Annotated in this window: 23 protein-coding genes and 4 pseudogenes; 7 read left to right on the forward strand and 20 right to left on the reverse strand. The window is 61.0% G+C overall.

What is annotated here, in order from left to right; all coding sequences use genetic code 11:
* Positions 1-12 precede the first annotated feature (12 nt).
* The 7 genes from hxsA to CGZ66_RS39755 all read right to left on the reverse strand — a co-directional run bounded on the left by hxsA (position 13) and on the right by CGZ66_RS39755 (position 7,451).
* On the reverse strand, positions 13-567 hold the full coding sequence (gene hxsA, locus CGZ66_RS03430; protein WP_095081600.1) for a His-Xaa-Ser repeat protein HxsA: 555 nt from the start codon (positions 565-567) through the stop codon (positions 13-15).
* Entirely contained in the window at positions 564-1,673 is a 1,110-nt protein-coding gene (hxsC, locus tag CGZ66_RS03435) for a His-Xaa-Ser system radical SAM maturase HxsC (RefSeq protein WP_095081604.1), read from the reverse strand. The genes hxsA and hxsC overlap by 4 nt, the downstream gene beginning before the upstream one ends.
* Positions 1,670-3,079 carry a His-Xaa-Ser system radical SAM maturase HxsB gene (hxsB, locus tag CGZ66_RS03440; protein ID WP_095081608.1) on the reverse strand — a complete coding sequence of 470 codons (1,410 nt, stop codon included), beginning with the start codon at positions 3,077-3,079 and terminating at the stop codon, positions 1,670-1,672. Before hxsB ends, hxsC begins: the two co-directional genes overlap by 4 nt.
* Positions 3,076-3,351, reverse strand: a complete 276-nt coding sequence (locus CGZ66_RS03445; RefSeq protein ID WP_095081609.1) for a hypothetical protein — start codon at positions 3,349-3,351, stop codon at positions 3,076-3,078. The genes hxsB and CGZ66_RS03445 overlap by 4 nt, the downstream gene beginning before the upstream one ends.
* A gap of 302 nt (positions 3,352-3,653) precedes the next feature.
* Positions 3,654-5,330: a RecQ family ATP-dependent DNA helicase gene (locus CGZ66_RS03450; RefSeq protein WP_095081611.1), complete on the reverse strand. Its 1,677-nt coding sequence runs from the start codon at positions 5,328-5,330 to the stop codon at positions 3,654-3,656.
* A 589-nt stretch (positions 5,331-5,919) separates the two neighbouring features.
* Positions 5,920-6,989, reverse strand: a protein-coding gene (locus CGZ66_RS03455) for an IS630 family transposase (RefSeq protein ID WP_095081613.1) whose coding sequence is annotated in 2 segments (ribosomal slippage) — positions 5,920-6,503 and positions 6,503-6,989 — 1,071 coding nt in all. Because the reading frame shifts where the segments join, the coding sequence is not laid out codon by codon here.
* A 180-nt stretch (positions 6,990-7,169) separates the two neighbouring features.
* On the reverse strand, positions 7,170-7,451 hold the full coding sequence (locus CGZ66_RS39755) for a hypothetical protein (protein WP_167391975.1): 282 nt from the start codon (positions 7,449-7,451) through the stop codon (positions 7,170-7,172).
* An 18-nt stretch (positions 7,452-7,469) separates the two neighbouring features.
* On the opposite strand from CGZ66_RS39755, the gene CGZ66_RS03465 reads away from it, so the two are divergent.
* On the forward strand, positions 7,470-8,087 hold the full coding sequence (locus tag CGZ66_RS03465) for a hypothetical protein (protein WP_095081621.1): 618 nt from the start codon (positions 7,470-7,472) through the stop codon (positions 8,085-8,087).
* A 34-nt stretch (positions 8,088-8,121) separates the two neighbouring features.
* Here CGZ66_RS03465 and CGZ66_RS03470 read toward each other — a convergent pair whose 3' ends face one another.
* A complete protein-coding gene (locus tag CGZ66_RS03470) occupies positions 8,122-8,772 on the reverse strand; it encodes a hypothetical protein (protein WP_245330989.1) in 651 nt (216 codons plus the stop codon).
* Between the two features lie 353 nt (positions 8,773-9,125).
* On the opposite strand from CGZ66_RS03470, the gene CGZ66_RS03475 reads away from it, so the two are divergent.
* Positions 9,126-9,314 carry a hypothetical protein gene (locus tag CGZ66_RS03475; RefSeq protein WP_095081624.1) on the forward strand — a complete coding sequence of 63 codons (189 nt, stop codon included), beginning with the start codon at positions 9,126-9,128 and terminating at the stop codon, positions 9,312-9,314.
* Positions 9,315-10,051: 737 nt separating this feature from the next.
* Here CGZ66_RS03475 and CGZ66_RS03480 read toward each other — a convergent pair.
* From CGZ66_RS03480 to CGZ66_RS40285, 4 genes and pseudogenes are all read right to left on the reverse strand, one after another.
* Positions 10,052-10,549 (reverse strand): hypothetical protein, encoded by a 498-nt coding sequence (locus CGZ66_RS03480; protein ID WP_143748659.1) that lies wholly within the window; start codon positions 10,547-10,549, stop codon positions 10,052-10,054.
* Between the two features lie 146 nt (positions 10,550-10,695).
* Positions 10,696-10,891, reverse strand: a pseudogene (locus CGZ66_RS03485) (sugar ABC transporter ATP-binding protein); the annotation flags it as partial.
* A gap of 14 nt (positions 10,892-10,905) precedes the next feature.
* A pseudogene (locus tag CGZ66_RS38960) lies at positions 10,906-11,018 on the reverse strand (transposase domain-containing protein); the annotation flags it as partial.
* A gap of 35 nt (positions 11,019-11,053) precedes the next feature.
* Positions 11,054-11,341 (reverse strand): rhodanese-like domain-containing protein, encoded by a 288-nt coding sequence (locus CGZ66_RS40285; RefSeq protein WP_342586843.1) that lies wholly within the window; start codon positions 11,339-11,341, stop codon positions 11,054-11,056.
* Here CGZ66_RS40285 and CGZ66_RS40290 point away from each other — a divergent pair.
* The gene (locus CGZ66_RS40290; RefSeq protein WP_206073661.1) at positions 11,288-11,428 is read left to right on the forward strand and encodes a hypothetical protein; all 141 of its coding nucleotides are present in this window, start codon (positions 11,288-11,290) and stop codon (positions 11,426-11,428) included. The genes CGZ66_RS40285 and CGZ66_RS40290 overlap by 54 nt on opposite strands.
* A gap of 9 nt (positions 11,429-11,437) precedes the next feature.
* Here CGZ66_RS40290 and CGZ66_RS40295 read toward each other — a convergent pair whose 3' ends face one another.
* Positions 11,438-12,028, reverse strand: coding sequence for a superoxide dismutase (locus CGZ66_RS40295; protein ID WP_206073662.1), 591 nt, complete (start codon positions 12,026-12,028; stop codon positions 11,438-11,440).
* 110 nt (positions 12,029-12,138) lie between these two features.
* Between CGZ66_RS40295 and CGZ66_RS03495 the strand changes: the two genes are divergently transcribed.
* The 3 genes from CGZ66_RS03495 to CGZ66_RS03505 all read left to right on the forward strand — a co-directional run bounded on the left by CGZ66_RS03495 (position 12,139) and on the right by CGZ66_RS03505 (position 15,863).
* Entirely contained in the window at positions 12,139-13,116 is a 978-nt protein-coding gene (locus CGZ66_RS03495; RefSeq protein WP_206073663.1) for a chromate resistance protein ChrB domain-containing protein, read from the forward strand.
* Between the two features lie 8 nt (positions 13,117-13,124).
* Positions 13,125-14,540 (forward strand): chromate efflux transporter, encoded by a 1,416-nt coding sequence (chrA, locus tag CGZ66_RS03500; RefSeq protein ID WP_095081627.1) that lies wholly within the window; start codon positions 13,125-13,127, stop codon positions 14,538-14,540.
* A gap of 138 nt (positions 14,541-14,678) precedes the next feature.
* The gene (locus tag CGZ66_RS03505) at positions 14,679-15,863 is read left to right on the forward strand and encodes an MFS transporter (protein ID WP_245330999.1); all 1,185 of its coding nucleotides are present in this window, start codon (positions 14,679-14,681) and stop codon (positions 15,861-15,863) included.
* Positions 15,864-15,943: 80 nt separating this feature from the next.
* Here CGZ66_RS03505 and CGZ66_RS03510 read toward each other — a convergent pair whose 3' ends face one another.
* From CGZ66_RS03510 to CGZ66_RS03525, 4 genes and pseudogenes are all read right to left on the reverse strand, one after another.
* Positions 15,944-16,663 (reverse strand): HoxN/HupN/NixA family nickel/cobalt transporter, encoded by a 720-nt coding sequence (locus CGZ66_RS03510; protein ID WP_095081714.1) that lies wholly within the window; start codon positions 16,661-16,663, stop codon positions 15,944-15,946.
* Positions 16,664-16,672: 9 nt separating this feature from the next.
* A pseudogene (locus CGZ66_RS03515) lies at positions 16,673-17,111 on the reverse strand (YqaA family protein).
* Positions 17,112-17,148: 37 nt separating this feature from the next.
* Entirely contained in the window at positions 17,149-17,373 is a 225-nt protein-coding gene (locus CGZ66_RS03520; protein WP_095081629.1) for a hypothetical protein, read from the reverse strand.
* A 14-nt stretch (positions 17,374-17,387) separates the two neighbouring features.
* A complete protein-coding gene (locus CGZ66_RS03525) occupies positions 17,388-17,693 on the reverse strand; it encodes a LexA family protein (protein ID WP_245330990.1) in 306 nt (101 codons plus the stop codon).
* A 45-nt stretch (positions 17,694-17,738) separates the two neighbouring features.
* Here CGZ66_RS03525 and CGZ66_RS03530 point away from each other — a divergent pair, with 45 nt between their 5' ends.
* Positions 17,739-18,863, forward strand: a complete 1,125-nt coding sequence (locus CGZ66_RS03530) for an IS630 family transposase (protein ID WP_095081716.1) — start codon at positions 17,739-17,741, stop codon at positions 18,861-18,863.
* 19 nt (positions 18,864-18,882) lie between these two features.
* Here CGZ66_RS03530 and CGZ66_RS03535 read toward each other — a convergent pair.
* From CGZ66_RS03535 to CGZ66_RS03540, 3 genes and pseudogenes are all read right to left on the reverse strand, one after another.
* Positions 18,883-19,959: pseudogene (locus CGZ66_RS03535) on the reverse strand (MFS transporter); the annotation flags it as partial.
* A 64-nt stretch (positions 19,960-20,023) separates the two neighbouring features.
* Positions 20,024-20,293, reverse strand: a complete 270-nt coding sequence (locus tag CGZ66_RS41495) for a hypothetical protein (RefSeq protein ID WP_342586839.1) — start codon at positions 20,291-20,293, stop codon at positions 20,024-20,026.
* Positions 20,265-21,362 carry a cation diffusion facilitator family transporter gene (locus tag CGZ66_RS03540; protein WP_342586840.1) on the reverse strand — a complete coding sequence of 366 codons (1,098 nt, stop codon included), beginning with the start codon at positions 21,360-21,362 and terminating at the stop codon, positions 20,265-20,267. Before CGZ66_RS03540 ends, CGZ66_RS41495 begins: the two co-directional genes overlap by 29 nt.
* Positions 21,363-21,365 lie beyond the last annotated feature (3 nt).

The raw sequence follows: 21,365 nt of genomic DNA on the forward strand, positions 1-21,365 counted from the left end.
ATCAAGCCCTCCCTATCTGGCCTCTATCCTCAGCGCAGTCAGCGTCTCAGGCGTAATCGTCCCGGTTACCTTCAAAGAGTAGTCTGCCTGCATGCGCAGTAGCCCGGCCCTCAACTCCGGATTCATTTCGCCGTCTATCTCGCCGCTATAGTAGCCGAACGCGAGCAAGGCGAACTGGACCTCCTGGACGATCTCCTTGAACTTGTAGGCGTTGCCCGGAAGTGTCTTCAGCGGTGCCGGCACTGGCGCGATAGCGGGCGCCTGGTAGGTCGGCGCGGGCGTGGACGGCGCGCTATACAGCGGAGCGGACTCACTCGGCGCTGGTGGGATGTAGGAATAGCCCCCGGTCGACGACCTATGACTCGAGTGAGAACTGTGGCTGCTGTGACTGCTGTGGCTGCTATGTCCGGCCAGCGTGTACAGGTGGTCGAGCTTGAAGATATCGAAGAGGGATTTCGTCTTTCCGAGGTCGCCGCCCAACGTTGGTTTGGTCGGCAGCGCCTGTGCATTGGCTGGCAAGAACCCCGCCGCGAGCAGCGACGGTATCGCGAAAAGCCGCATCTTCATTGGATAGCCCCCAAGTTGCTGTATCCGTGATTAGGTGGATGCCACTCGAAAAATCCCCCGCACCGAGCTTTCAACGAGCATCCGTTGCACTCCTCCCGGTAGGCGCGCTTCCAGTCGGAGATCGTGGCCGGCGCGAGATGGCGGTATCCTTCCGGTAACGTGCAGAGCGGGAAATTGTAGAGCCAGGCGTCTATCCCGCGGCTTCTCACGAGATCGATGGAACGGCCGACAACATCGAAGCCTTCTGAACTGTCGTAGAAGAGCGTCTTCCAGTTCATGCGGCCGTAGCCGATGTTCTCCATCTGCATGACTGCCCAGGTGCGGATGAAGGGCAGCGTCGACGCGATGAATCGTGCCAGACCAAGCAGCCCGTCAGCGTTCGGACGCATCAGTACCGTGCGAAGCTCTACCTGAGCACCGAGACGGCACATCAGAGCCAAATTCTCCAAAAGCCGCGCGTGCGCGCCCGCCTTGCCGACGATCTCGTCATGTACGCCCGGATTGTGGGAATAGAGAGGGATACCCCAGACTACCCTGCCCCTGTCGATGTGGCCCATCGCGTCCCGATCGGCTTCTTCAAAGTGCTGGCCATTGGTCAGGACGTGGAAGGAAAGGTCCGGGCGCGCCTCGAGCACGCTTTGGAGAAATCGGAACAGCTGAGCCTTGAAAAGCGTCGGCTCCCCGCCGGAGATGCCGATCGTCGCGCCTTCTGGCGCAAGCAACGCCGCGGTCTCGAAATACGGGAATAGGTCGACGTGGTGCTTCTTGGGCGGCTGGGAGCACATCAGGCAAACCTGGTCGCACCGCTCTGTAATCAGGAAGGTGTTGTGTTGCGACGCACTACGGATAAGGCGGTCCGCCGTTCCACGCCGCGGGTTCACGAGCAACACGTCTCCATCGACCTTGAAAGGATCGATGCCAAGGACTCGTATCGGACCGCCCTCGCCGACGTAATCAGCCCCTTCCGGGCCGACGCGCTCCAGCGCGGCGTCGAAAGGATTCAGTGCCTCGCTCCTTTGCTCCCAAGCGTTGGCCTCAAACGAACGAAGCCGGACCACGAAAGGCCGGTCAGCGTTTGCTTCCACCTTGATGCGCAGGGGTATCATGGCTGGACCGGCGCCATGTCGCCGGTCCAGCCGGCGACGCCGAGCCAGGCGGCCACCGAGGCGCGCGTCGGCTCGTCCTTTTGGTAGAGAACCTCAAAGACCTTGTCGAAGAGCGACAGATGTCGGCCGCAGAACCATGTGTCGGGCCGCGGAACGTCAATCCGGCCGTACCGGGAGATATCGTCGATCACGTCAGTGCCGCAGAACGGCTGATAGGCGCAGTGAATGCAATCCGGATCGAAGTGGTTGAGTGCCCCAGAATTGAGAACGTCTACCTTTGCCCGGTCGATTCCCGTCCCGACGTCACCAATGCTGAGATCGATACGGCCGATCCTGGACAGCATCCGGGCCTCGTCGGTAGGGTAGAAGCGGCCGTCGTGGTCTATCACGACATAGTCGGAGGCGAAGAAGTTCGGGTTGCGTATGTCGACGTGGTTGTCGGCATCGAAGCGGAGCACACGCTTCAGGCACTGGCTGAAGTAGTATTCCTCCATAAATCGCCCGGTGCGATGGTTACGGGCAATCAGCAGCTCGATGAATTCGCAATGGAGGCGGTTCCAGCGGGCGAGGACATCGTCGCCTTGGTGAATTTTTCGCGCGAATCCCTGGTGGTTTATCGGGCGAAGGTAGACTGACTGGATTCCATAGCGTTCGTAGTTATCCAGCAGCGACTCGAAGTCCGGCGGATTGGAGACATCTACCGTCGGCAATGCCGAGATCTTGCCCTTCGGATAGCGGGAAACGGCTGCCTCGAGATTTAGAAAAAAAGTATCGGTGACTTCGCTTCCATGCGTGCGCTGGCGCTCATGCGTTACCCGGTCTCCGTCAAGGGAGGTGCTGATGAAGGTGTCGTCGGCATCCAGGAACGCCCATGCACGCGGATCCAGTCGTTGCAGGTTCGTGCAGACGACGAACTGGGATTGGGAAAACTTTTCCCGGCAGAAGTCACGGACGGCTTCCAGCATGTCGACCCGCAGCAGGGGCTCGCCACCCTGGAATTCGATCTTAATGTCGGGACCTTCCAGCCTGTCGAGAAACGTGAGGACACCGGCGAGGATTTCGGGCGACCAATCGAACCCGTGAGCCTTTTCGGGAGCGCGGGAAACCTGGCAATAGCTGCAGGCAAGGTTGCAGCGGAGCGTCGGCACGAGGATGACGTAATTCATTCTCGTCGGCCTCGACTGGCGCCGCGCCCACTTGTAGGCGAACGAGGTCCAATTAAGGTCGAGTTCCCTGTCGAAGCCGTGATTTCCCTCCCTCAGGAACGACTCATCGGCGGGGGACAGGTTGTCGGTGGCGTACCGATCCAGGAAGCCGTGGCTGGACTTGAAGAACTCGCCTGCGTCATCGGAGAACAGCACCGAACCGTCCGGCATCTCGCGGAACTTCAACGGCCATACGTTCATCGGCTTGTCACCGCGGCGACAAGCGCCTCACGCGTGAACAAGGTTTCCGCGTATATTTTCTCGCGGTAGACGGCGTGCAAAATATCTTTTCGAAGCTGGTCTTCGGCAATACCGCCCGATGAGCCTATTGATATCGTACCGCCCTTCCACGCAAGGCGGCAATTGGGGTAGAGTGCCTGCACCCGAAGCATCGCGGCATCGGCGTATTTCTCGAACTGCGGCGGAATCTCCACCACAAATTCGGATTCAGTAGCTTTCGGAAATTTCGTCATGTCCCCACCCCGCGCGATAATGCGCGGCGCGACTCGAACAATCAACGCCTATTTGCTTTCTTCGTTCGTCTTTCCGCTCTATCTACTCGTTGAAATACTGTTCTTCGTTCACGCCGGCCGGCAAGGCGAAAGGCCTAACGACCCTACACCGCTGCGGTCTGCTGTTTCATCCGCGACACATGTCAGATATCATCAACTCCTTCCTGTCGATCAGGGGCTAGACGGCCACAGGACGTAACTGGCCAAGCATTCGCCAATTCTTTTTCGCCGCAAATGTGCAGCACCACATAGGCTCTATGAACCTAGCCAGCAACGACACGGGCAACGAACCGCGCCCTTCCAAGGCGTTTGATCTCCACCTGGTTGCAATGGTCGCAACAGGCCTGGAAACGTCGAGTATTCCTCCGGCTGCTGAATACCCAATCCAAAATCCTGACCGAAAGGCTCGGGCGCCGGACGACCTTCGGCCCCTGAAAATATTCCGAGATCGCGGTGCGCATGCAGGACCGAGTCCTCATTATCTCGCTGACCTGGTCAATCTGATGATGGCGCTGCTCCAGCATCTGCTCCCGGTCGAGCGCGAGGACCTGCGCTGTCTCCACCGTTTTCTCGGCCATGAAACGCAGCCTCGAGATATCTCGGCCGACACTCGAACCACTGTGAAACATAACCGCCACGGAAGGCTTCCCATCCCTTCCGGCGCGGCCGAATTCCTGCAGCTGGTCTTCGACCGATGCCGACTGCTGCCAATGGATCACGAGGCGGACGTTCGGGACGTCGAGGCCCATGCCAAAGGCGTTGGTGCAGATGATCTGGTCAACGACCGGCCTGCTTTGCCCAAGGAAGCGCTTGACGAGTTCCTGCCGTTCCCATGCGTTTCCCAACCTGGAATGATAGAGCGGCACTTCAATCCCGAGACTGCGCAGGGCCGCTTGCAGTTCCTCGCCGACGTTCGTTGACGGCACGAAGACCATCGCCTTCTGTCCCTGGAGCTGTGGCAACCGCAGTAGCGATGCGATTTCGACGGCTCGCCGATCGGCTGCGCATCGCCATCGGAGGAGTGCGATATTCGGTCTGTCGACATCGCGCACAAAGACCTCGGCGTCCTCGATGCCGAGCGATTTCAGGATGCGCTGCTGCATCTCCTGCCCGGCGGTCGCCGTGAACGCCAGGACGGGTGGCGAACCTAGCTTTTCGCGGACCTCCTTGAGGCGGCCGTATTCCCGCCGGAAGTCCCTGCCCCATTGATCGACGCAGTGGGCCTCGTCTATGACAATAAACGAAGGCCGCGTCTGCTTCAGGCGAGCACGTTCGCTCTCGCTCCTGACGAAGAAGCGCTCGGGAGCCAAATAGAGCAACTTGATCGCGCCCCGGCCTAGCAGTGAGAATCGGGTCTGTTTCTCCTCGACGCTCAGATCGCTATTGATGAAGGTGGCAGGGATCTTTTTCGCCAGCAGATCTGACACCTGTTCCGACATCAGGGTCTTCAGGGGGCTGACGACCATGGTCAGGCCGCGGCGAAGCACGGCAGGCAGCTGAAAGCAAAGGGTCTTGCCCGATCCGGTCGGACTGACGACCAGGACCGATTTTCCAGAGAGCGCAGCCAGCACGATCGGCAACTGGCCTTCCCGGAAACGATCCTTCCCGAACAGCCGGAGAGCCGGCCCGAAATTGCCCACGCCTTCAGAAACCTTGCCTTCGGTATCCAACCAGCGGGCAAGCCTGACCGCCCATCGCTCGATTACCCGTCTCGCAAGCCTGCCAGCCAGGTTTGGGTGATGGGCTGCATGGCAACCATCGCAAAGGGTGACGAGGTTCGAGAGCTCGTCCGTTCCACCCATTGATCTCGGCAACAGATGATGCACGTCCGCTTGGGCGGATTTCACCGGCGTAGAGCACGAGACGCAGCGGCAGTGGTCACGCTGGACAACCTGAAGGCGTATCTCATGCCACGAGTCGATGACAATAGGTTGACCCATTTCTGCTCGCGCCCCGTCCTTCGAAGCTGCGGAGTAGCAGAATAGTTTTATGAAAAGCTGACCAATGTCATCGTCACGCCGAGGTCCAGGCGGCGCGGATGGTGCCGACGTCCCCGTCGACAGGTGACTGTACAGCCGATGCCGGTGTCGGCCTGGCCCTGCCCTATCGCCGCCGCTCACCAGGTTAGCGGTGGGCTGATGCCGGACCCGGCCCGCCGAGAAGGGAGAGCGCAATGAGTGAAGCCCGCGCCCACCCGACCAAGGCTCCTGACATAAGTGCACATTGAAGCGTGCTACCGTGACGCGGGCACCTGGCCGAGGGCGCGAAGCTCCTCATAGACCCGGATCAGTGTCAGCCGCTCCCGCTATGGCTTCGCCGCGTTCGCTGACAGCAGCCGGTCCCACTCTTCCCGCCTGGCGCCCTGCGCGGATAAGGTTGATGCTTGCGCTCGTATCGGAACTCCCTCTCGCTCCGAATGCGGCGGTCCCCTTCACTCCCTTAAGGCGAAGGCTTTGGATTCTCAGGTGGAACAGTAAGCGTGCATCCCCAGGCGCTTCACAACGCCCGGTTCGCGTATTATACCAAGAGTCATTGGGTTTGACCGACATGGGCCCATTCTCGCATTCCGATGGATGTGATTGTTTCGGGAGCGGCGAGCAGTTTGTGCCAAGCATCGCACGCGGCGTCGATAATTGCCTCGTAGCTGTCGAAGACGCGGTTTGAGAGCCAGTTCTGCCGCATGTACTGCCAGACATTCTCAACCGGGTTTAATTCGGGCGCACGCGGGGGCAGGAAGATCGGCGTGATGTTGCGCGGCATGTTGAGGTTGGCGGTGGTGTGCCATCCGGCGCGATCCATGATGAGCACGGCATGCGCGCCCTTTTCGACATGGCGGCTGATCTCGTCGATATGGAGTTGCATGGCCTCGGTGTCGGCAAATGGCAGCGCGAGAGCTGCGCCGGTGCCCCGAGCCGGGCAGATGGCGCCGAACAGATATGCGCTCTTGTATCGCTGGTCGGCTGGCTGTCGCGGCCGCGTGCCACGCCTGGCCCACTGCCTTGTGATGCCGTTCTTCTGACCTATCCTGGCTTCATCCTGGAACCAGAGTTCCACCTTCGTACGCGGCGGCAGGTCGCAAAGATGAGCCTTCAGCGTGCGCTGCCAATTTTTTTGAACGCTTCGATGATATGGGCGTCCTGCGCCGGGTGGTGCGGCCGTGCGCTCATATGCGAGAAGCCGAGCTTGTGCAGCAGCTTCCCGACATAGCGGGTATCGTAATCGATGCCGAAACGCTCCTTGATGACGCGCTTGAGGTCGATGCGCCGCCAGCGCACGACGCCGTCGACGGCGCGATCCGACCCCCTCTCCACGATTGCCGCCAGTTCAGCATTCTGTTCAGGCGACAGCCGGCACGGCGGGCCTGACGACCAGTGGTCGACAAGGCCATCGGGGCCGGCCGCGTTGAACCGGTGCACCCAGTCCCGCAGCGTCTGGCGGTCCATGCCGCCAATCCGCCCCGCATCCGCCCGGCTCATCCCGTCCAGTACCGCAGCGATCGACAACAGCCGGCTGCTCTGCCGCACATCCTTCGACCCACGCGCCAGGCGACGCAGTTCCGTCGCCGAATAGTCCGTTCGTAACCTCACCGCTGATCCCATGGCCGAATCTCCTTCGGCAACACGGAATCACGTTCGGAGATGCTCCAAAATCACAAAAGAGTCAGCACCCGAGACCGTTGGTATTAGTTGTCCGTTTGGTAACGCGTCACGCAAGCCCTTTTTCGTTTGCGGCGTGACTTTTTTGTTGAATTTTACGAAGACCTTCGTATATTGAGTGAGCTAATGGCTTTCAAGGGTGTCAGGTATCGCGTCATCAAGGCACTGAAGGAAGGTACTTATCAGCATGCGGCCCGTGGGGGCATCGAGGACAAGAATGCCTTGATGACTGGCGACATCTCCCCCGAGCAACTGATAACGATCATCGACAGGTGCAATGGCACGCATCATGAGAGTTCTGAACACCATGAGTTCAAGGGCATTGAAGTCCACATCCTCAAGCGAGATGGATGGTACATAAAATTCTACTTCGTTGACCCTGACACGGTCTTCATAAGTGTACATCCCTCAAGGTAGGCTAACATGAAAATCTGGTATGCTGGAGATAGGAGCAAGGCGCTCTGCGAAAAATGCCGGAAAGTCGTTACGACGACTTTCGATTACCACGATGTGCCCTTCCAAAGCGGGATCGGAGTGGCAAAGCAGATCATGGCGGCTACCTGCGACGAGTGTGGTACCGTTGTGGCTATCCCCCCGCAGTCGACGCCAGCGATCCGCGTTGCTCGCGAGATTGCTTCCAGGCCCTTGGAAGTGGTTATGGCCGCGCCGTTTATAGATACGTTGGACCTGGCGTCCTATCGGATTGATCCTTCTGCGGGCGTGATCCTCCGGAAGTCACTGATCGCATACTTCGTGCACAGGTCCGTAAACGACGATTCCTTGGTTGAGCGGCTTCGCAAAAACGCGGAGGTTCATCGAGCGAAGTGGAAAAGCTGGCACGACACCCCGTCAAAACGTCTTTCGATGAAAATAACCCCACGCGTTGGCGACGAGTTCGACGAACTCGTCAAGAAAAGCGCGCTGAATAAGACAACATTGGTCAAGTCCATCGTGATGGACATTGGCTCCGAGATCGTTGAGCCCGAAGAGCCGCAGATGATGCCTGAGTTGCGCAGGATGGCTGCGGCGCTTGCTGCCTAGTTGGCGTTTTGGCAATATGGCTGCATTTCCTGTTTCAGGAGGCACCATCCCGATCAAGTGGCGTCTCGCCCTTGAGGCGCGCGCTGGCGAGTTCAATGAGCGAGTAGGCTATCTCGTCCTCGCTCCAGCCGGAGTCCGCCGCGCGCCCAACCAATTCCAGGAAGGCCGGTTCCAACGCGAGCTTGCATTGAAGGCCGCGGTCCGCATGGTCGGCTGGGGAACTTGGTTCGACGATGCCCGATCGCTTCATTGCCGGCCATGGGCTCTCGCCCCTCTCCCTCTGCCACACGAGGCGCGCCAGCTCGCGTGTTGTTGGAGCGCGCCCTGGCAACCGCTTCATCTTCTCAACCAGTCGCTCTAGCGAGCCCGCGCGTTCCAACTCGGAAAAGAAGTGATGCGGAGTGACGCTACCCAGCCGATGCAGCTGGGCCATGTCCCACACATAAGGATAGTCAACCATGAAATCGGATCGGCGCGCGGCCCTGGACGGCTCAACCCTGGTCAGGATGCCGCCGCCCACGAGCCGATCGGCCTTCTCGATGATTTGGCGCACCCTTGATGTGGACAAGCCATGTTCCTGCGCCAGCGCGGCGAAGCGCCTGCCCTCGAGAAAGCCCTCGACCAGGGCGACGTTCCTGTCGACGGTAGGGCTAAACCCCCAACAGGCGCGCAGTTTTTCCAGCATCATCGCCTTCGTTCACCCGGTTGTTCGCGCCCCCTGCAAACCCTAACCGGGCAAATCGGCGCTTGGAAGACCCTGGACACTCACGTCTTGGCTCGGGCAGCGATGCGGCGACGGTGGCCATGTGATCGCGAAAGATCAGGGCGCCACCATGAACCGTCTGTGACCGGCGACCTCGCGAATGTCGGCTTCTACGGAACACCCGCAGCTCTCGGCAACGTTGAACAAATCCGTTTCGGCGGTTGCCTGTTCGAGAAACCTAGTTGGATTGACCCGCGAAATGTGCTGTACGGCGTATAACCCCAAAACGCGGGGAAGAGAGTTTGTGCTAACTCTCGTGCACTTTGGGGGCTGAAATGAAAACCAATCCGCTCAGGATGTCCGCACTTGATTGCGAAATCTTGCGAAGCGCCTTCCACAAAGCAGTCATCGAAGAGAAAATTCCCGAAAACCAGTGGCGTGACTACGCGACGCAAATGGTCCGTGATTTTGCCCGCATAGAGACAGTCGACCCCGGATTGCTGGAATGGATCATGCGGAAGTAAAAAGGCCCCGGCGCTGGGTCGATACGCCGGGGCCCTTGGCATGTACGAGCTACCAGCATGTCCATTTATGATCGCACTCTAATATAATGAACAAACGGTGAATGGTCGATATCCAGACGTGAGGAAAGGGGCCGAGCGGCGATGCCGTCGGCCTGAGCAGGTCGCTGGGGGACCTCTTCGTTGCCTGGTTAGGCTTCACCATCGCCAGCGAATTTCCACCGTTTTCCCGCGTAAGTTGCAGGCGTCAGCCTTGAACCGCCAGAATCGAGCTTTCTGGATGCGCGTAGCCGTCTATGGTCAACTGCGTGCCGACCGTTTTTGCTCCGATTTCGGTAGCAATCTCGTTCCGTCAGTTCGCGGGTTTCCATTTTTGCGGAAGTTGTTGCCTCGAATGAAGAATTCTCGGATACGACTGCCCAACGAATGATCCGAGGATTTTCATGACACGGCCAGGAGCAATGGCATCAGGCGGCCCGCTTGCCACGCCAATTACAGTCGACGAGAAAGTGTACTGGGTCGCCAGGTCGCATCGAGGAATCCTGAAACGCTTGTTTCTGACTCAACAAGACGCCGCTGTTGCAGCGAGCAAATGACGACAAGGATTCCCGCGCAATCTTGAGACTGGTATTGGACGGGCAAACGATCCTTCTCGCCTGCAATCCTAACTGGCAAAGTAGCCAACTTAGGGATTCCTGAATCAGACGAGTCGAAAGTACCTCTACGCGAACCCGATAATCTTAGTGCCCGGAAACGTTAGCCAGAATTTCCTGCGCCCGTTTATCCATCCTATCTACCTTCGCGAAGACGGGGTGGCTGCGGTCGACGAGGCTCCCCGCTCCGTTGTCTTTCTCGTATTCCGTGGCCCATGACAGCCAAGTCGCATGGTCTTCGATTTGCTGGTCGAACTCATGATGTCCCGCCTCGGCTGATTGGCTGCGGGCCTGCTTCAGGAATTGGGCCGCAAAGCTGACCATGCCCATCTCGCGCGCGGTTTGGACGGCTCCCATGAGTTGGTCGGTCCCAAGCATCATGGGAGGCAACCCGGCCATCATGTCCTTGGCGCCGAGCTTGATGTCCAAGGAACCATCTGAGTTGGCAGGAATCTCGTCAGCTTCGCGGATCATGCTAACTGCGGCTTCCATCAGAGCCGAGTGCTTTCCTTCATCAGGCGCGCATTGCGGACTGAAATGCGCACGCCCGCGTATCGCTATCATCGGATTTTGCGATTCAGTCATTGGCCTGCCCTGTCTTGGTTCCGCAGAGGATTTCGCGGCTCTCTACTCCGTCGGCATAGCCATCGAAGCCCATTTCATAATGAACAATGGTTCATCGCTCTCGTCATCGGCGCAAGAAGAATCGAACTGCGTCCGCGGCTTCGAATCAGTTCCATCGGCGATCCAATCTGCTCCACGCGACCCGCGTTCATAACGACAATCTGATCGGCGAGCGTCATGGCCTCAACTTGATCGTGGGTGACGTACACCATCGTGGCCTTTAGCCGCTCAATGAAAGTCGGCCATCTCGACACGAATCTGCGTGCGCAGCGCTGCGTCGAGATTGGAAAGCGGCTCATCAAACGTATGCGATGTTCTCAGGCCACTGCGCTGAGTTCGGGAGCGCGGATGTAGGCCCACGGGAGGAGGAGATCGTCTACTGGCTGTTTGGGTGGCCGTTGACGATCCTGGTGAGGACGTCGGCGAGATACCCGGCCGACGCCGCGCGTTATTTCAAGCCTCATTTCATGACGCAGTCCTTTCTTCGCCGATTATCAGAGGGACGGTGGGTGCGCCGATCGCATGCCAGGCGGCGATGCCGCCCGAAAGCGCACTTGCATCGACGCCGCGCCGCCGCAGTTCGGCAACGGCATCGCCGCTGACCTGGAAGCCATAAAGGCAATAGACGATGACCGGCCTGTGTTTCGGCAACTCATCTGCCCAATCCGCGATCTTCTCCGGGGCACGGAGCTTGGCTCCTTGCAGCATGTCACTGCGCTTTGCCAGATCCTCGGCGAGGCAGACGTCGAGCAGGACGAGATCTTCTCCCTGATCGAGGCGCGCCCGCAGTTCCTCTGGCGCGATCGCTGGAACCGTATCGTCCGATGCCGATCCTGTTGAAGGATCACTCTACGCGACGGCGCGGCGGTGGCGGGAAGCGACCCGTTCCCAATGGATGTTCTTCATGAAGGCATCGACATAGGCGCCAGCCTTGGCGCCAAAATCGAGGTGATAGGCGTGCTCGTACATATCGAGCGCAAGGATCGGCATACCGCCGGCGAGACAGTTAGTGTGGTCCGCTGCCCATTGGATCGTCAGCCTGTCGCGCCGCTCCGACCAGGTCAGCAGAGTCCATCCTGAGCCTCCGGCCTGCGCCTTGGCACAGGCCATGAACTTGGCGCGCCAGGAGGCCACGCTGCCGAAGTCCCGTTCCAGAGCCGCGGCAAGATCACCAGCCGCATCGCCAGAACCGCCGAGCCCGTCGAAATAGATTTCGTGCAGGATCGCTGAATTGGCGGCGACGAGATCCTCGCGCTTCAGACCGTTGATGTCGAAAACTGGCGCCGCTCCCCAGTCGAGCCCGTCGAGCCGCAACTCGATGGCATTGAGGCGGCGGACGGCACCGCCGTAGTTGTTTTCGTAGTGGCTCGTCAACATCCTTTCGGAGAGACCGACGAGGCGGGGCGGCTTGAACGGCAGCGGCATGATCTGGTGTGGCATCAGTTTCCTCGCCCGACCTCACGGCCCATCCCGTGAGGAGGCGAACGCTATGCTCAAATCCAATATGATACAAGTGTTGCATTTTTCTACGCTCGTGATACGGCTCACTTATGAGTGAGAGGGAATCGCAGGAACAGCACTGGCTGCTCCTGATCCATCAACTGCCAAGCAAGCCCGCCTATTTCCGGGTGAAGGTCTGGCGACGGTTGCAAGGCATTGGCGCGGTCGCAGTCAAAAGCACCGTCTACGCCCTGCCGGCCAATGCCGAGACGCAGGAGGATTTCGAATGGCTCCTGAAGGAGATCGTCGAGGGTGGCGGCGAGGCCATGATATGCGAGGCGCGCCTCGTCGATGGCTTGTCGGACGCTCAGGCGCGGGCGTTGTTCGACGCTGCCCGTGACGCCGAATACGCAAAGATCGTCACGAATGCACGAGAGCTGGTCGCCGGGATCAAGACGAAGGCGACGTCGGAAAAACATGCGGAAGCGCGTTCGCAGCTCGTCCGCTTGCGCAAGCGGCTCACCGAAGTCGTCGCGATCGATTTCTTCGGCGCTAGCGGGCGCCTCGCGGTCGAGGGACTGATCGCCGAACTCGAGGCCCAGCTTATAGAGGACAAGGCCATGACCAAGGAACCGAAGAAGGCGGCCGAGTCGGGTGGGCTCAAGGGCCGGACCTGGGTCACGCGCCGGGACGTGCATGTCGACCGCATCGCCTGCAGCTGGCTGATCCATCGCTTCATCGATGCCGAGGCAACGATCCGTTTCGTGGCGGGCAAGGGATACGTGCCGAAGGAGGGCGAATTGCGCTTCGACATGTTCGAGGGCGAAATAACACATGAGGGAGACCACTGCAGCTTCGAGGTGCTGCTTGGCCGCAGTGGCATAGCCGATCCGGCGCTGCAGGCTATCGCCGAGGTCGTCCACGACATCGATCTCAAGGACTCCAAGTTCAGTCGCGAGGAAACCATCGGCATCGCCAGCTTGATTGCTGGTATCGCCATGGCGAACGCGAGCGATGAGCAGCGGATTGCCGCGGGTGCTTCGGTGTTCGACAATCTCTACCGATATTTCCGTTCGAAACGCGGGTGATCTCACCCATGACCAATGCACGGAGCACCATGACGGTGGCAAACGGACCAAACGACACACCCGGCCATGGCATTTCGTTCGCTGAGGCTACGCGGGTGTGGGCCCGCGTGGCCGCGCTCAGCTTCGGCGGACCGGCGGGCCAGATCGCCATGATGCATCGCATCATAGTCGAGGAAAAGCGCTGGATCGGCGAGACGAGGTTCCTGCATGCGCTGAACTATTGCACGCTGCTGCCCGGACCGGAGGCGCAGCAGCTGGCCATCTACATCGGCTGGCTCATGCACAAGACCAGAGGCGGTCTTGTCGCCGGGATTCTGTTCGTGTTGCCAGGCGCGATCGCCATTATGGTGCTCAGCTGGATCTACGCCATCTTCGGCAACGTCGGCGCCGTTCAGGCCCTCTTCTTCGGTTTGAAGGCGGCGGTCCTCGCCATTGTGCTCGAAGCAGTCTTGCGGATCGGCAGGCGGGCGTTGAAGAACAATGTCATGGTCGGGCTCGCTGCGGCGGCCTTTGTCGCCCTGTTTTTCTTCCAGGCGCCGTTTCCGCTGGTCATCTTGGTCGCGGGTATGATCGGTTTCGTCGGGGCGCGCGCTGGCTGGGCTTCATTCAGCTCGGGCAACGGCCACGGCAAGGTCGGCGGCAAGCAGGTTGCCGACGCCGATACTGCGCTTGGCGAAGGGGTGCCTGTGCATGCCCGACCATCTATCGGCTGGTCGCTGAAGATCGCGGCTGTGTGTCTCCTGCTGTGGTTCGTGCCCGTCCTGGGACTGCTGTTCCTGCTCGGGCAGGGCAATGTCTTCACGGACATCGCCATCTTCTTCTCAAAGATGGCGATGGTGACCTTCGGCGGAGCCTATGCGGTGCTCGCCTATGTCGCCCAGCAAGGAGTTGAGCACTACGGGTGGCTCAAGCCAGGAGAAATGCTGGACGGCCTCGGCATGGCCGAGACCACGCCCGGCCCTTTGATCATGGTCACCCAGTTCGTCGGCTTCATGGGAGCGTACCGGGCGCCCGGAGCGCTCAGCCCGCTCGTCGCCGGAACGCTCGGCGGCTTGCTGACGACGTGGGTCACCTTCGTCCCGTGCTTCCTATGGATTTTCCTCGGCGCGCCGTTCATGGAGACCATGCGCAGCAACAAGGCACTGTCGGCAGCGCTGTCGGCCATTACCGCAGCGGTGGTCGGCGTGATCTTGAACCTGGCGGTGTGGTTCGCGCTTCACGTGCTGTTCCGAGAGCTGCATGACGTCAGCCTGCTTGGGATGAAGCTGGGCGTGCCAGTGTTCGCCTCATTGAACTTCCCGTCGCTGGTCCTGACGCTTGGTGCGATGCTGGCGGTATTCCGCTTCAAGATAGGAGTCATCCAAGTGCTCGCCGCGTGCTCGATTCTTGGCCTGCTTTATGGTCTCGCGACAGGATCGATCTGAGCAACGCAATCAACGCAACCGTTCTCTGGGCAGGAGGCAGGTTTGGCGGTTCAGAGTTCGGCTAATCCACTTGTCGAAAGGGTTACGAACCGGAGGTTTGCGCTCCTTCCTTCTGGTGCTGGGCCGGCAGCTACCTATCTGCTGGCTTCGAGAGGCTTGCGGGCGTTTGGTGACGGACTCGTCAGTCTCCTCCTTCCTGCCTATCTAGCCGTGCTAGGCTTCAATGCCTTCCAGATCGGAATCCTGACTTCAGCGACGCTAGCGGGTTCCGCAGCGCTTACCTTGTCCGTCGGGTTCGTGGCGCACCTCTTCTCCCGCAGATCGCTCTTGATCGCAGCGGCTGTCTTGATGATCGCCACAGGGATCAGCTTCGCGCTGGTAAGGGACTTCTGGCCGCTGCTAGCGATCGCGTTCGTCGGAACGCTGAATCCGTCCTCGGGCGATGTCAGCGTGTTTCTGCCGCTGGAACACGCGCAACTCGCTCACAGCGTCACCGATCGCGACCGCACCGCGCTCTTCGCACGCTACAGCATGGTCGGTTCACTTGTCGGAGCCGTCGGCGCTCTGGCTGCCGCCGCGCCTGACATACTTCGGCAGGTTGTCGGACTGGAGATAAGGCAGGCGCTTCAGATCGCCTTCCTCCTCTATGCAGCCTTGGGGTTCGGAGCGCTGCTTCTGTATAGGCGGCTGCCGCAGGAACCACTCGACGTCGGTGCGGAGCCGGCTGAGCCATTGCGCAAATCTCGGAGCATCGTCCTGACGCTCGCTGCGCTTTTCAGCCTCGACGCCTTTGCAGGCGGCCTGGTGGTTCAGTCATTGCTGGCTCTGTGGCTTTTCCAACAGTTCGGCCTATCGCTCGCCGCGACAGGCGCGATCTTCTTCTTTACAGGCGTCCTCTCGGCAGCGTCCTATCTGGTGGCCGTGCAAATCGCCAAACGAATCGGGCTCGTGAACACGATGGTGTTCACACATCTGCCGTCGAGCCTTTGCCTTGCACTCATTCCCTTCATGCACAGCCTCGGTCCGGTCATTGTGCTCCTGCTGATCCGCAGCGCCTTGTCACAGATGGATGTGCCGACCCGCACCTCTTATGTCATGGCGGTGGTGACACCCGGCGAGCGGGCGGCCGCCGCGAGCGTCACCGCCGTCCCGCGCAGCCTCGCGGCTGCGGCCAGTCCTGTCGTGGCTGGCTCGCTGCTGGCTGCTTCAGGCTTCGGCTGGCCGCTGCTCATCGCAGGCGCCTTGAAGATTGTCTACGACATCCTCCTGCTCGCGATGTTTCGCAAGGTTCGACCGCCGGAGGAACGGCGGGACGGTCAGTAACAGGCACAAAATACGTTGCGCGACTTGGCAACGATGCGGCTCGACCGCGCCTCGAGGACCTCTCAAGTGCGTCCCCATGCTCACTTCGCGATGATCGCGTTCCACGCGACGATGACCAGGACAAGTCCCGCCAGAATTTGAATAGCCCTTGTGACGGCATCCACGACGCGTGGCCGTGTTTCGAGAAGCCGAAGAAGCTGCTGGCGGAAGACCACGGCCGCCAGGTCTACGACAGAGAGCGTGCACGCCACCCCCAGCATCATCGTCACGGCGAAGGCAACGCCTGCCTGAGGGACGCCGCGCGAGATCGCGAACGTCATGACGAACAGCGTCAGCGGGCACGGGATCAGGCCCGCCATGAAACCGACCATCGAGCCTTGACGGCTGCCGTGGTCGTCGTGCTCCCGTCGAAAGGCTTGCCACAGCATCCAGAGGCCGATCACGCCGAGCAGGCCCCGGCTGATGTCTTCCAGCAGCGGCGCGCGGCCCACGCTGCCGAGCGCCACCGAGACCAGCGGCAGCGACAGCAGCGCGATGATGACGGATGTGGTGACATGGGTGAAGGACAGCACCAGTGTCACGAGCAGCGCCCTCGGAAGCGAGGCCGTCGATCCGGTCAGGTAAGTCGCAAGGACTGCCTTGCTGTGGCCGGGGGTCATCGCGTGGACAGCGCCGAAGACAATTCCCATCGGAAGGTAGGCGGCAAGGACCGCCCAGTCGCCCGTCTTCGCGAAGCCCCCGATCCGGTCGGCGAAGGCCAGGTAGATTTCGCGCTGGATCGCGACCAGGTGCTGGAACATATACATCGGCTAGATCCAGCTCAGCGTGGCCGCCGTCAGCACGACGTAACGCAAGGTCTTGGCTATCGCCACCAGCATAAGGAAACTCCAGAACGGTTCGCGCAGGGCACCCGCCACGACGGTCAGCGGATCGCCGATCACGGGCACCCAGCTCAGCAGCAGCGACCATTTTCCATAGCGACGGTACCATTTCATGGCACGTCCGAGCATCGCGGGACTTGCGGGAAACCACGGGCGGTCGCGGAGCCGTTCGACGCCAAGCCCGATTCCCCAGTTGACGACGGAACCAAGCACGTTTCCGGCGCTGGCCACCAGGATCAGGATTCCCGCTGGAAAGGACCCGCCCAGCAGCAGCCCGACGAGCGCAGCCTCCGACTGCATCGGGCAGGATGGTCGCGGCGGCGAAAGCGACGGCAAACAGCCCAGAATAGAGGGCGAGATCAGTCACTGAAAGGCATCGCGAGATACCGATTTGAGCAGGCGCGTCATGCGAGGCGAGGCCATTCGGTGTGATGGCCGTCGATGACATAGGCGTGAGCGTGCCTGTGGCCACTTCCGACGGGTGCGGCATCCGCAAGATGCGGGTGGCCGGGGTCGAGCGCATCATGGACGTGCTCGATCGCGTCGGGGTCGTGAGCGGGCCATAGCCGCGTCGCGACGAACACGGCGACTGCGGCGATCAGCCCGAGCGTTGCGAAGGTGAAAGGCAAACCTGCCTTTGCACCTAGTACCTCTGCACAGAGGTTATGACGGGTTGAACCGGCTGAAGTTTGGGTAGGATGTCGTGGTCGACGAGCAGTTGGATGCTGCGCGCGACACCTGGTTGCCTGCGGATGAGGCCGGAGCGTTCGAGGGTTAGCACCATCTGGTGGACGGACGGCGGGGTGACGCCGAAATAGCGTTGCATGTCGCGTTCGGCCGGCGGCTGGCGGTTGATCTGCATATAAGCCCAGATGAAGGCGAGGTACTGGCCCTGTTTTTCGGTGAAGCTGGGACCCGCAGGCGTTTGCCCGTCAAGTAATTGATTCAATTTTCGATTCATCCGGAACCCTTGGCAACCGAGGAGGCTTTCTGGATGAATCTACGCTATCGTGTCGATCTCGACCAACCCGAACGCGATGAACTCACAGCGATGCTGGCAGGCGGCAAGCAGCCGGCTCGCAAGCTCAAGCGGGCGCAGATCCTGCTCGCCGTCGACGCGGGCTTGGGTGACGAGGCCATTGCCGCGACGGTGGTGGTCGGCGGCTCCACTGTCTATCGCACCAAGCGCCGCTTCGTGGAGATGGGTCTGGAGGCGGCGCTCAGCGAAGAGCCACGCGCAGGCGCGCAACGCAAGCTAACGGGCAAGGAAGAAGCCCTGCTGGTGGCCACCGCCTGTTCCAGTCCGCCGCCGGGCCGCGCCCGCTGGACCCTGGAACTGCTGGCCGGTGAGTTCGTCAAGCTGACCGATCACCAGGAACTGTCGCGCGAGACGGTGCGCCGACGCTTGGCAGACAACGATCTCAAGCCCTGGCGCAAGGACATGTGGTGCATCCCCAAGGTCGACGCCGAGTATGTCGCGCGCATGGAGGACGTGCTCGACCTCTATGCCGAGGCACCGGACCCGAAGCGACCGGTGGTGTGCTTCGACGAAAGCCCGACCCAACTCATCGGCGAGGTGCGACAGCCGATCCCGGCCGAACCGGGCCGGCTTGAGCGGTATGACTGCGAGTACAAGCGCAACGGCACCGCCAACCTGTTCGTCTTCCTCGACGCACACCGCTCCTGGCGCAAAGTCAAGGTCACCGAGCGGCGCGCCGCGGAAGACTTTGCCCATTGCATGCGCGACCTCGTCGATATCCATTACCCGCAGGCCGAACGCGTCAGGGTGGTGCTCGACAATCTGTCAACCCACTCGGCCGCCGCGCTCTACCAGGCTCTGCCTGCTTCAGAGGCGCGACGCGTCCTTCGACGGCTGGAATTCCACTACACGCCCAAACACGCCAGCTGGCTCAACATGGTCGAGATCGAAATCGGCGTCCTGCGCGGCCAGTGCCTCGATCGTCGCATCAATAGCTATGATCGCCTCGTCGCGGAGACCGCTGCCTGGGAGCACCTGCGAAACACCAGTGGCGCTCGCATCAACTGGATGTTCTCTACCGAAAACGCACGCCTTAAGATGGCCAAAGCCTATCCCAAGCCGACTTCCAAAGAGTCATAACCTCTGTGCAGAGGTACTAGCCGGCAACGGGATAGGTGATCAGCCAGCAGGGGTGCGACAGCGCGAACTGCGCCGCGAACAGCGACGGACGGTCTTCAGGCTGCGAGGATCGGCGCAGCAGGCGGCCGGACGGCGTCTGCGCCAGCGAATAGCCGAGACCGAGTGCAAACCAGAGCGGCAGCAGCAGCCCGAAACCGGGAACCAGCGTGCCAATGAACAGTCCGGCGATCAGGATGACGGAGCCGACGAGCATGGCGGTCCGATCAGGTATGTTCTCGAGCAGCCGCGGCAGGAGGAGCGCCGCGATCATCGACCCGCTGCCGAAGGCCGCAAGGGCGAACGCCGTGGCGCGCTGCGTCAGGCCGAACTCCGCCTGCACCAGCACTACGGTGTTGACGATGACCATCGCGCTCGCGGCGGCGACCGCGAGATTGAGCGCCAGCAGGCCACGCAGACGTGGCGTGGCGAGATAGATGCGCAGGCCGCGCGTGGTGCGGTCGTAGATGCCTCGGCGCTCGGTCGCCTTCGGGCTTGGGAGCACGACCGAGACGACGAGCGCGGCCGAAGCGAGGAAGCCGACAACCGTGCCTGCGAACAGGCTGTGGAAGCTGATGACGGTCAGCAGCGCCGCCGCCAGCATCGGACTGACGACGCTCTCCAGATCGTAGGCGAGCCGCGAAAGGGACAGGGCCCGGGTGTATTCCTTCTCGTCCGGCAGCACGTCGGGAATGGTCGCCTGGAAGGTCGGCGTGAACGCCGCCGAGGCCGATCGCAGCACGAAGATCAGGACATAGATTTCCCATATCTGCGTCACGAAGGGCAGTGCCAATGCCACCGCCGCCCGTATTAGATCGAGCGAGACCAGCATCGTCCGGCGCGGAAGGCGCTCGGCGAACGCTGCCGCCACAGGCGCTACGCCGACATAGGCGATCATCTTGATGGCGAGCGCCGTCCCAAGCACTTCGCCGACACTGGCCCCGGCGAGGTCGTAGGCCAGAAGTCCGAGCGCGACGGTGGCGAGGCCGGTGCCGACTAGGGCGATGACTTGGGCAAGAAACAAATGGCGGTAGGTGCGATTGGCGAGGACTTGCAGCATATGTCTTTCTTCTTGGAGGAGCGACGGGTCGTTGATCCGTGGCGATTGAATGGCGGCCCCGATCTCAGTGATGGTGGCCTTCCGGCTCGGCCATCTTGAACGGCAGCACCTGCTCACGATCTTTCGCGGCCAAGACCAGCCTCGCCTGGAATTCATGGGGTTCGGCAGGGGCTACCTTGCTTTCAAGGCGATGATGATTGTCGGCGACGGGTTCGAGGCGAAGCGTCTCCGGCCCGTTGGGGCGCTCGATAATCACCGTGGCGGTCAAATCATCGGCATGCCGATCGACGGTGAGGCGCATCCGCTCACCCGCAGCGGTGCCGACGATTTCCAATGTCCCAGCGGCCAGATCGCACGCAACCTTGAAAGGCGCCGGCGCATGATGACCGTGGGCATGAGACGTTTGCGTACCCTTGTCCGACCCGGCCGGGCTTTCCAGGCGGACATTCGCTTCCGCCAGCGCCGGCAGGTGGGCGAACAGTTCCCCCCTTGAGTGCTTCGATGACGCCAAGGACGTCCTTGGCCGTCGCCGCGTCCGCGACGCTGATGGCAACGTCGGCATGCAGGCGGTGGCCGATCCAGCGCGCCCGCACGCTTTGGACACGCTCGATGCCGGGCACGTGTTCGGCGGCATGATGGATTTCATCGACGATGCCAGGCTCAACGCCGTCAAGCATGCGCGTGAGCACCGCCTTCGAAGACTGCCAGACGATCGCGAAGATGGCCACCGTAATCAAGAGCCCGATGACCGGATCGGCCAGCGGGAAGCCCAGCCATACGCCGATGGCGCCCAGGACAACCGCCAAGCTCGTGAACCCGTCGGTACGTGCGTGGTACCCGTCCGCGATCAGCGCCGCGCTGTTCATCTCGCGGCCCACACGGATACGGAACACCGCAACGGCTTCGTTCCCAATGAAACCGATGATGCCAGCGATGGCGACCCAGCCGAGAAACGCGATCGGCCGTGGACTGATCAACCTGTCGATCGCCTCGTAACCAGCGACGATGGCGCTGAAGAGAATGATGAGGACGATCAGGATTCCGGCAAGGTCCTCGACTCGACCCAGGCCGTAGGTAAATGTCATGCTGGGTTTTCGGCGAGCCAGCACGAAGGCGATCCACAGCGGTATGGCGGTGACCGCGTCGCCGACATTGTGGATTGTGTCTGCCAGCAGCGCCACGCTGCCGGACAGGAATACGACGACGAGCTGAAGCGCTGCCGTGATGGCCAGTATGACGAATGACCATTTTATGGCCCAGATGCCCCGGTCGGTCGTCGCGATCGTCGGATCGATGACGCCGTGCGTGTGGCCATGACCGCCCTCGCCATGATCATGTCCATGCCCGCCGAAGCCCTGCGTCATAGGGCCGAAGCCGAACCAGTCGCGTATCTTGCCCATCATGGG

This window comes from Mesorhizobium sophorae, from assembly GCF_002270415.1.
GTDB classification, from domain to species: Bacteria; Pseudomonadota; Alphaproteobacteria; order Rhizobiales; family Rhizobiaceae; genus Mesorhizobium; species Mesorhizobium sophorae.